This window comes from Actibacterium pelagium (assembly GCF_002285415.1).
Lineage (GTDB): Bacteria > Pseudomonadota > Alphaproteobacteria > Rhodobacterales > Rhodobacteraceae > Actibacterium_B > Actibacterium_B pelagium.
Window position 1 is genome coordinate 2,501 of the sequence record NZ_NSBU01000002.1, and the last position, 10,000, is coordinate 12,500.

Here is a 10,000-nt window from a genome sequence, read left to right on the forward strand (position 1 = left end):
GACATCGTATCCCGGTCGAAATCGCAGTGTTGTCCAAGTCAAGTACACTAACCTGATGTAATCGAGAGATTGCATCACATGCTTCCCTGAACGAACCAGTCAGGGAAGTGGGAAATGTATGACTTCTGATCTAGAAAGCCATTAAGTTGGCGCGAAGTTTGGCCCTGCCAAGAGCCTTGCTTTTTCTGGATCAGATCAAGCGCGAGAAGGGCGTTTGGTGGATGCCTTGGCAGTAAGAGGCGATGAAGGACGTGATACTCTGCGATAAGTCATGGTTAGCCGAGAATAGGCTTTGATCCATGAATTTCCGAATGGGGCAACCCACTTGATACTCTGTTATTATTGATCTTCGGGTCAGCTAATAACTGGGTAAACCAAGTACTTTTTACCTGAATACATAGGGTTTAAAGAGCAAACCCGGGGAACTGAAACATCTAAGTACCCGGAGGAAAGGAAATCAACAGATACTTCCCTAGTAGCGGCGAGCGAACGGGAACCAGCCGAGCCTTGAGAGTGATCAGAACATGTTGGGAAGCATGGCCATAGTGGGTGATAGCCCCGTATGAGAAGCTCGATAGGACGTATTAAGTAGGGCGGGACACGTGAAATCCTGTCTGAACATGGGGGGACCACCCTCTAAGGCTAAGTACTCCTTACTGACCGATAGCGAACCAGTACCGTGAGGGAAAGGTGAAAAGCACCCCGACGAGGGGAGTGAAACAGTTTCTGAAACCGGACGCCTACAAGCAGTGGGAGGCCCCTTGAGGGCTGACCGCGTACCTTTTGTATAATGGGTCATCGACTTGGTCTTACTAGCAAGCTTAAGCCGATAGGTGTAGGCGCAGCGAAAGCGAGTCTTAATAGGGCGAATGAGTTAGTAGGATCAGACCCGAAACCGAGTGATCTAGGCATGGCCAGGTTGAAGGTAAGGTAACACTTACTGGAGGACCGAACCCACATCTGTTGAAAAAGATCGGGATGAGCTGTGCCTAGGGGTGAAAGGCCAATCAAACTCGGAGATAGCTGGTTCTCTGCGAAATCTATTTAGGTAGAGCGTCATCCGAATACCCCGGGGGGTAGAGCACTGGATGGGTAATGGGGCCCCACAGGCTTACTGATCCTAACCAAACTCCGAATACCCGGGAGTACTAGATGGCAGACACACTGCGGGTGCTAACGCCCGTAGTGGAGAGGGAAACAACCCTGACCTACAGCTAAGGCCCCCAATTCATGGCTAAGTGGGAAAGCAGGTGGGACGACCAAAACAACCAGGAGGTTGGCTTAGAAGCAGCCATCCTTTAAAGATAGCGTAACAGCTCACTGGTCTAAATAAGTTATCCTGCGGCGAAGATGTAACGGGGCTCAAGCCATGAGCCGAAGCTTAGGATGCACATAGTGCATGGTAGCAGAGCGTAGTGTGATAAAACCCAATCCTCCTTAGACCCTTCGGGGTCATTGGAGGACCGGGTTTGGCGATGAAGCAGTCCTGTGAGGGGCTGTGGAGCGATCACTAGTGAGAATGATGACATGAGTAGCGACAAACAGGGTGAGAGACCCTGTCGCCGAAAGTCCAAGGGTTCCTGCTTAAAGCTAATCTGAGCAGGGTAAGCCGACCCCTAAGGCGAGGCCGAAAGGCGTAGTCGATGGGAACCAGGTTAATATTCCTGGGCCAGGAGGATGTGACGGATCGAGACTGTTGTTCACCCTTATCGGATTGGGTGGGCCGCTAATCGGTTCCTGGAAATAGCCCTCCATGAGATCGTACCCTAAACCGACACAGGTGGACTGGTAGAGAATACCAAGGCGCTTGAGAGAACGATGTTGAAGGAACTCGGCAAAATGCCTCCGTAAGTTCGCGAGAAGGAGGCCCGGTTCCAAGGCAACTTGGAGCTGGGGGCACAAACTAGGGGGTGGCGACTGTTTACTAAAAACACAGGGCTCTGCGAAGTCGCAAGACGACGTATAGGGTCTGACGCCTGCCCGGTGCCGGAAGGTTAAAAGGAGATGTGAGAGCGTCGAATTGAAGCCCCGGTAAACGGCGGCCGTAACTATAACGGTCCTAAGGTAGCGAAATTCCTTGTCGGGTAAGTTCCGACCTGCACGAATGGCGTAACGACTTCCCCGCTGTCTCCAACATCGACTCAGCGAAATTGAATTGCCTGTCAAGATGCAGGCTTCCCGCGGTTAGACGGAAAGACCCCGTGCACCTTTACTACAGCTTCACACTGGCATCAGGCACAACATGTGCAGAATAGGTGGTAGGCTTTGAAATCAGGACGCCAGTTCTGATGGAGCCTCCTTTGAGATACCACCCTTGTTCTGCTTGATGTCTAACCGCGGTCCGTTATCCGGATCCGGGACCCTGTGTGGCGGGTAGTTTGACTGGGGCGGTCGCCTCCTAAAGAGTAACGGAGGCGCGCGAAGGTTGGCTCAGAGCGGTCGGAAATCGCTCGTTGAGTGCAATGGCAGAAGCCAGCCTGACTGCGAGACTGACAAGTCGAGCAGAGTCGAAAGACGGCCATAGTGATCCGGTGGTCCCGAGTGGAAGGGCCATCGCTCAACGGATAAAAGGTACGCCGGGGATAACAGGCTGATACTGCCCAAGAGTCCATATCGACGGCAGTGTTTGGCACCTCGATGTCGGCTCATCTCATCCTGGGGCTGGAGCAGGTCCCAAGGGTACGGCTGTTCGCCGTTTAAAGAGGTACGTGAGCTGGGTTTAGAACGTCGTGAGACAGTTCGGTCCCTATCTGCCGTGGGTGTAGGATACTTGAGAGGAGTTGCCCCTAGTACGAGAGGACCGGGGTGAACGATCCACTGGTGGACCTGTTGTTGCGCCAGCAGCAGTGCAGGGTAGCTATGATCGGACAGGATAACCGCTGAAGGCATCTAAGCGGGAAGCCCCCCTCAAAACAAGGTATCCCTGAGGACCGTGGAAGACCACCACGTCGATAGGCCGGAGATGTAAGTGCAGCAATGCATTCAGTTGACCGGTACTAATTGTCCGATAGGCTTGATTTGATCCAGTAATAGCAAGGCTAATACTGGTCAGAAGCATACACACACATGCTTGACTTGGAATTTTGGTTTTTCCTCGGTTTGGTGGTCACAGCGCCAGAGAAACACCCGATCCCATCCCGAACTCGGCCGTTAAGCTCGGTTGCGCCGATGGTACTGCGTCTTAAGACGTGGGAGAGTAGGTCACCGCCAAACCTAGAAAAAACCAAAAAAACGTATCTCTCAGATCGATGACAATCCAAGCCTCAGAACAAAAACACTGAGGCGCCTAAATGGCGCGGGATGGAGCAGCCCGGTAGCTCGTCAGGCTCATAACCTGAAGGTCGCAGGTTCAAATCCTGCTCCCGCAACCAATTTTACCACAATATATCAAACACTTACGAACCGCCCAAGGGCGGCCGTGCGCGTTTCCGTTTCCGCGCTGGAAGCACTACGGAAGCAACATGAGCAGGTTGCTGGGTGTGACGGAAAAGCAACTCTATGTAGCGCCGACAAAGTTGGCTCAGATGATCAATTCTCGCAGGGAATTTCTTCCGCCATGGCAAAGGCTAGAACCACCGACCACCTCTCGCCCCACCGCTCAGGGTGATCTTCAACATAATTGATGAACGCTTGCCGTGCGGCGCCAGGTGAAGGCGGTGGTTATGCACAAAACCATGACGCTGGTTCATAGCCATCAATGTGTGATCCACAATTCCAAATCATCGCTTCTATAAAACCTTGAATGCGGAATGTGCAGGTCATGATTTGAACACCTGAAGAAACATCTGATATTTGGCCTGTGCACAATTTCAGCATCGTTTCTGTATTATAGTCTTCTGGTGGGTTGCCTAAGTTTTGCGCGCTGGCGGTCGCAGCGACCACTAGCGAATACACTAACCTAGATATTCTGTGTGGCTTCAGTATTAATCCTTTTCGAAATTGTTGAATTCGGGCCCTAATTTTAGAATCTAAAAACTTTGAGCAAACAAATACGAAATCGAAAGTAATTATGCTTCCGGCATGCAGCCGTACTTCCAAAACATAGCTATTGCAGCCCAAACTACCTAAAGCAATTATCCAGCATTCGGTGCGGGACGCAAAGGATGACCAATATGAAAACCCAAATGTCCGGATTGGCGACTAACGGCGTGCTGCGTGCTGCGATTAATACTGGCAACCGTGCGCTTGTGCAGGTCATTGATGGTGTGCCTCTTGGGGTATCACCAGCACTTGCGCGACGCTTGGCTGACGAGATTGGCGCGCAATTGTCGCCCGTCATCTATGATGGCGCTGGTAAGGTTTTCAACGATGCACAGGCGGATGTTTGGGATGTTGGTTTTCTTGCTATCGACAGCATTCGCGCCGAGAAGGTCAGCTTTACGCGACCTTATCATACCATAGAAGCAACATATGCTGTGCGCATCGGTGGCCCTGTACAGGGCGTCGAAGATGTGGACCGGGCAGGGATAACGGTACTGACGTCGACTGGTTCGGCCTATGACATGCATCTGACCGCATCATTGGAACACGCCCAGCTGCAGCGTTCAGGTACCCCGACCGAGAGCTTTGCCGAATTTCGGCAAGGAAATGCTGATGTCGTTGCGGGTGTCCGGGCGTCGCTTGAGCGTTTTTTTCGGAACGATCCCAACGTCCAAGTCTTAGATGGCGTATTGACCAAAGTAGAGCAGGCAATGGTTTTGCCCGGTGCAGACAATCCGCTCATCACGGCTCTGGATGATTTCGTGGCGCGCGCCATTACTGATGGGTTTGTCGCTTCAGAAACCGGTGCTTAACCCCGACCAAATCAAACGGGCTGAGATAAGCATCAATACGATATTAAGCATCCGATGAAAGCGTGCGTCGGTCGTTCGGGTCAATACTGCGCTACCGACAAAAGTGCCAAGCAATCCGGCACCGATCATGGCGACGATGAACAGGACCCACGGTGCAAAGGCAAACCCCAAGAAAGCAAAGGCTACTGATTTGAGCAGGTGCTGCACTGTCATTAGCGTTGCGTGAGTGGCGACATGTGGATGTCGAGGCAGGTCGAGAGATTTGGAATATGACGCAACAAAAACACCTGTCGCCCCAAAGAACATCGTCAAAAAGCTAGAGATAACTCCAGTCACCACCGGCCAGCGTGCCAACCACATTGGTGGCCGCGCCAATACCGTCCAAATGATAAAGCATCCGACACCTATCTGAACCACCCACGGTGGGATGTTCACAGCGATACTGCCACCAATCACCACGCCAATAAGCGTTCCAACGATAAACCAAGGAAGCACACCCCAGACAGTGTGACGGCGGAGTAGGGTGGCTCTTCCGACATTGCTGCCAAATTGAACGACGCCGTGAACTGGGATCAGTGCCAATGGCGGCATCGTGACGGCCATCACCGCCAATAACAATGCGCCACCGCCGATGCCGAAGGCCACTGTAATCAATGAGCCAAGAAACGACATCCCCAAAAGCAGTAGCGCGATGACCGGGCTTAGTTCCGGAGGAATAAGGTGCATTACGGACTCTATCACGATGCAAAAGCGGGTGACTTACGTCGCGCTGCCTGCGATGTTTGAAACCAATATTGTCCCGATTTTTCGTGGGCATAACGGAGGAAAGGCAAAGCAACATGCCGACGCGTATCGACTACATCGGACTTGAGGCATTCATATCGATTGCGCAGTTGGGCAATTTTGCGCGAGCGGCCGACCATTTGAACCTTTCCCAAACAGCACTGAGCCACCGTATCCGCAAACTTGAGACAGAAATTGGCATGCGTTTGCTGTTGCGAACCACCCGAGAGGTATCGTTGACCGAAGCGGGTCAGGAGCTCTTGCCAATCGCGCGGCGCAGTTTTGAATCCCTTTCCAGCGCCTACGATGCCGTTCAACTGAAAGGGAAAGAGCAGCGATTGAAACTGGCGTTTGCCTGCTTGCCGACTGTTGCTCATTTTTACTTGCCACCTTTGCTTGATGCCTTTGCCAAAGCCCATCCCAAGATCGAAGTAAGAATGCAAGACCAACCTGCTGGCCGGATCACCGAATTGGTGATGGCAGGCGAAGTTGAATTCGGCGTGACCCTGACGGCAGTGCAACCGTGGGATCTCGAGTTTTCGCCAATCCGCCGTGAACCTTACAATCTGTTGGTTGGCCCCAATCATAAGCTCGCAAAGCGCAAATCCATCACGCGAAACGATTTAATCGGTGAGCGCTTTGTGCGGATCAACACGCAATCCACCAATCGGCATATGGTTGATGATTTCCTTGGTCCCGTTGCGGATCAAATCGACTGGAAATTCGAAGTGCAAAACGCAACCATGGCAATGGATTTGGTTCGGCAGGGCGCAGCTGTCACCGTATTGCCAAGCCTGACCGCCCAGATGGCCGAAGGAAATTTGGTCGGTCTACCGTTTTCAGATGTAGAGATGTATCGCACACTTGGCATAAATACGCGGCGCGGCGCACCACTTTCGGAAGCGGCGCAAACGCTACGCGATATGATCGTGGCGCGCCTGAAGCAGGACTGATAGCGCCGCAGGTTATCTGTTTTTCCAGACCACTGGATTTATCATATGGATGGGCGCGTCGTCCGCATAAGCAGTGACCTGCTCGTAGATATCCGCAAACTGCATATCCAATTCGTCGTCAGTGACAAAACCAATGTGCGGTGTCGCAGTAACATTTGGATGATGAGCAAGCAGATCGTCAGGCGACGTCATTGGTTCGTTTTCAAAGACATCTATCCCGGCCCGCCCAGGACGACCCGCCTGAATCGCGGCAAGTAGAGCGCCTGGTTCAACCAGCCCAGCACGGGACGTATTTATGAAGCTTGCTGAAGGCTTCATCTGCACCAACTCGTCAGCTGTGATAATGCCGCGCGTGCTTGGCTTTAGGCGGACATGAACACTGACAAAGTCGGCTTCGCTGAAGAACGCGCTCCGGCTCGTGGCGACAGTTTCTCCGTCAGCCTTTGCGCGTGCCTACCCATCCCCGGACCCCACCAGATTATCTTCATCCCGAATGCACGTGCGTATCCGGCAACGGCCCTAGCGATCCGGCCAAAACCATAATGGCCTAGCGCTCGACCGGCCAAGGTTTGGCCAACGTCCATCTGCCTATCCCCAGCCTTTAGCGACGCATTTTGTGCGGTGATCTGGCGCACGCAGGCGAGCAACAGTGCCCATGTCATTTCCGCAGCTGCGACCGAGTGACCACCCGCGTGCATATTCGAACACAAAAGCACATCGTGTCCGGTGCAAGCATCAACATCAACATGCGGATACCCGCTGCGTTGGCTGATAAGTTTGAGGTTCGGCAATCCTGCAAGCAATGCTTCGGTTGCCGGCGTGCGTTCGCCAAACAGGACCAATGCTTCGGCGTCGGCCAAGCGTTCGGTCAGCAATGACGTATCGGTCAGATGGTCGTTCCAAACCGTCACATCGTGGCCATTCAATCGTGCGAATGACGGTAACCCACCCAACGTATCAAACCAATCATCAAGAATAGGTACTTTCGTTAATGTGTTCCCTTTGGCGGATGCGCGCGCTGCATTACGGGCGATGCAATTTTGTCAGATATTGGAAAATCTAGAAGTGTCACACCCGACATTTCGCTGACCAGCCCTGTTAGGTCATTCAAATCATCAACCCGGTGTCCCGTGGCACCGAAACCACGTGCAATTGCGGCGATATCGATACGTCCAAATACAGCGCCTGCATCGCTCAGCCCCTCTGCACGCAGTTTGTGAATTTCGGAACCATAAGCACCATCATTCAGCACGCAAATCACAATGTTCAGGCCGTGGCGCAGCATCGTCTCGATCTCTTGGATGTGCATCATGACGCTACCGTCACCATCAAATAGCGCAACTGTGCTACCGGGACGCGCCGCAGCGACACCCATCGAAAATGGAATGCCATTTCCAATAGCCCCGAATTCACGGATGGTCAGAAAGTGCGAATAGGGGCGCGAAGGCATATGCGCGAAATAGTATGAACAATGCCCAGAAGAATTTACGAGCTCCCAATCCTGCGGAAAGGCGGATTCGATTGCTTCCACCACATCTCGCGGGTCGTGAACACCCTGTTCCGGTTGCCGCGGCGTCGCGTCAGCCGCTGTATTGGCGATTGCCTGCGCCAGCTCATCGCTGCGCCAGAGTGGGGGGCGATCGTCCACTGCATCGAGAAGCGCTTCAAGGCCAAGGGTTGCGTCTGCGCGAATGTGGCTTTGGGCGGCGGTCCTACCTTGGGATTGGATGATGGGATCAATGTCGATCTGGATCACATGCGCATTTCCAAAAAGCTTACCGCCATCAGCATTATGAAGCGCAAGGCGGCAACCGACAGCGACGACAACATCGGCCTCGCCCAATAGTTTCCGCGCAATGTCAGTGGAAAATCCCCCTGCCACGCCAATGTTGAACGGGTCGTCTACGAATAAGCCGCGCGCGGGCAGCGTGGTCGCCAGCAACCCATCAAGTTTAGCGGCTAGTGTTTTGGCTTCTGCGGTCGCGTTTATTGCGCCCAATCCAGCCATAACAACGATCCGCTTGGCTGATGCCAAACGTTCAGCAGCACGAGCGATGTCGTCAGGGTGCGGAGGAATTGGCCCCACGGCAGGCAGCATGGACGACGAAGGCAGCGGCAAGGTCGATGGACCGTCCCAGATCTGATCCTGCAGATCAAATGGCACGCCCAACACTACAGGTCGCTTTTCTCTTCGCGCCTGTACAAAGGCATCGCGCACTTGCGTTGGCATCCGGCCAACGTCATGCAACGCGTGATAGTCAGCACCAGTTGTCTTGATCATTGCGCATTGGTCAATGCCGCCTTGATTATACCACCCCCTACCCAAAGGCGGTTCTCCGGCAAAGATAACCAAAGGTAAAGATGCGCGCACCGCTGCGGGTAGTGCAGTAATCACTTGGGTCAGACCAGGCCCGCAGGTGGTCGTCGCGACACCCACCGTTTCTGTCTTGCGCGCATAGGCCATCGCTGCAGCGACCGCACAATGTTCATGACGCACATAGATCATTTTGCAGCCACCATCCGCCAAGCGGGTGGCCCAGTTCATGTTGGCATCCCCCAACAGGGAAAAGCAGGTTTCGATCCCTTCGTTCAGAAAAACCTGCGCCAATATATCGTAGACTCGTGTCATCAGTTGGACGCTTTCCTAATTAGCGAGGCGGGCACCATCACCTCTTCTCGGGCAATCATACGCGCAGTTCGGAGCAGACCTGCAGACTTGATCATCGTGCCTTCGTGGCCTTGGGTATAATCCATGTTCACCTCAATGCTGCCTTGCGGGTGTTCGACTTTGACCAATGACGGTGAACCATTGACCGGAACAGCCAAACCATCGGCAATTGTGCCCGGCACCATGGTGCAGGCCGCGATGCACTGCGACCCCGTCACGGTCATTGTCGGATGTGTTTTCCACGGCATAAAGTAACGGGCAGAGATGGTGCCGCCGTCCTTGGCTTTCATGGTCATTATATCCTCCCTATCGTTTCGTAGCCCTGACCAAAACGAACCGGTCGCATGCAAAACATGCGCTTATCGCAAAGCGACACCTTCTCCCGGTCGTCCTATGAAGGCCAACTGGCCGGACTGTTGCATCGTAAAAATGTAATCGGCAAATGTGATTATTTGGGCTATTAATGAATTATATTCATGGGTGGGTTTCGTGCGCGGCGACCGAGGCGCAGATCGCTAGGAGCGTTTGAACGCGGTCCAACTGCTAGACACGAACCTGCATATGCGGTCGGTCCTTCCTCACACCTCGTTTCCAGTGTGCGGAAGGACGGAGCCGGACCCTAATTCATTTTCGTAGTTGCACGACTTCAGTGGATTCAGGCTCCCGCAACCAAAATAATACTGCAAAAAACAACTGCTTACGAACCGCCCAAGGGCGGCCGTTTGCGTTGCGCAATCCCGACTGGAGGCAAGTTGAAACAGAGGAGGCGTAGTTGAACCTAGGCCGATGTTATTGACGCCTTG

6 protein-coding genes, 1 tRNA gene, 2 rRNA genes and 1 pseudogene are annotated in these 10,000 nt (G+C 53.3%); 5 read left to right on the forward strand and 5 right to left on the reverse strand.

Going from position 1 to position 10,000, the window contains the following annotated elements; all coding sequences use genetic code 11:
- The first annotated feature begins 193 nt into the window (after positions 1-193).
- The 4 genes from CLM58_RS00090 (at position 194) to CLM58_RS00105 (ending at position 4,793) form a co-directional block, all read left to right on the forward strand.
- Positions 194-3,021: ribosomal RNA gene (locus CLM58_RS00090) — 23S ribosomal RNA — on the forward strand.
- 77 nt (positions 3,022-3,098) lie between these two features.
- Positions 3,099-3,213: ribosomal RNA gene (rrf, locus tag CLM58_RS00095) — 5S ribosomal RNA — on the forward strand.
- An 81-nt stretch (positions 3,214-3,294) separates the two neighbouring features.
- Positions 3,295-3,371, forward strand: a tRNA-Met gene (locus tag CLM58_RS00100).
- 732 nt (positions 3,372-4,103) lie between these two features.
- Positions 4,104-4,793: a transporter substrate-binding domain-containing protein gene (locus CLM58_RS00105; RefSeq protein ID WP_095593901.1), complete on the forward strand. Its 690-nt coding sequence runs from the start codon at positions 4,104-4,106 to the stop codon at positions 4,791-4,793.
- Here CLM58_RS00105 and CLM58_RS00110 read toward each other — a convergent pair.
- The gene (locus CLM58_RS00110; protein WP_095593902.1) at positions 4,776-5,519 is read right to left on the reverse strand and encodes a sulfite exporter TauE/SafE family protein; all 744 of its coding nucleotides are present in this window, start codon (positions 5,517-5,519) and stop codon (positions 4,776-4,778) included. The two genes, CLM58_RS00105 and CLM58_RS00110, sit on opposite strands and share 18 nt — an antisense overlap.
- A 113-nt stretch (positions 5,520-5,632) precedes the next feature.
- On the opposite strand from CLM58_RS00110, the gene CLM58_RS00115 reads away from it, so the two are divergent.
- Positions 5,633-6,529, forward strand: a complete 897-nt coding sequence (locus CLM58_RS00115) for a LysR family transcriptional regulator (protein WP_095593903.1) — start codon at positions 5,633-5,635, stop codon at positions 6,527-6,529.
- 12 nt (positions 6,530-6,541) lie between these two features.
- Here the strand turns inward: CLM58_RS00115 and CLM58_RS17385 are convergent.
- The 4 genes and pseudogenes from CLM58_RS17385 to CLM58_RS00130 all read right to left on the reverse strand — a co-directional run.
- Positions 6,542-6,892: pseudogene (locus CLM58_RS17385) on the reverse strand (NAD(P)-dependent oxidoreductase); the annotation flags it as partial.
- On the reverse strand, positions 6,892-7,440 hold the full coding sequence (locus tag CLM58_RS17390; protein WP_268236446.1) for an NAD(P)-dependent oxidoreductase: 549 nt from the start codon (positions 7,438-7,440) through the stop codon (positions 6,892-6,894). The pseudogene CLM58_RS17385 and the gene CLM58_RS17390, both read right to left, overlap by 1 nt.
- Positions 7,441-7,517: 77 nt before the next feature.
- Positions 7,518-9,158, reverse strand: coding sequence for a thiamine pyrophosphate-binding protein (locus CLM58_RS00125; protein ID WP_095593904.1), 1,641 nt, complete (start codon positions 9,156-9,158; stop codon positions 7,518-7,520).
- Positions 9,158-9,493, reverse strand: a complete 336-nt coding sequence (locus CLM58_RS00130; RefSeq protein ID WP_095593905.1) for a PrpF domain-containing protein — start codon at positions 9,491-9,493, stop codon at positions 9,158-9,160. Before CLM58_RS00130 ends, CLM58_RS00125 begins: the two co-directional genes overlap by 1 nt.
- Between the last annotated feature and the right edge of the window lie 507 nt (positions 9,494-10,000).

Excerpts from the sequence above, each read along its gene's own strand:
- CLM58_RS00105 (WP_095593901.1), top strand. The coding sequence starts at position 4,104 with ATGACCAATATGAAAACCCAAATGTCCGGATTGGCGACTAACGGCGTG.
- CLM58_RS00115 (WP_095593903.1), top strand. The coding sequence starts at position 5,633 with ATGCCGACGCGTATCGACTACATCGGACTTGAGGCATTCATATCGATT.
- CLM58_RS00130 (WP_095593905.1), bottom strand. The coding sequence starts at position 9,493 with ATGACCATGAAAGCCAAGGACGGCGGCACCATCTCTGCCCGTTACTTT.
- CLM58_RS00125 (WP_095593904.1), bottom strand. The coding sequence starts at position 9,158 with ATGACACGAGTCTACGATATATTGGCGCAGGTTTTTCTGAACGAAGGG.
- CLM58_RS00110 (WP_095593902.1), bottom strand. The coding sequence starts at position 5,519 with ATGCACCTTATTCCTCCGGAACTAAGCCCGGTCATCGCGCTACTGCTT.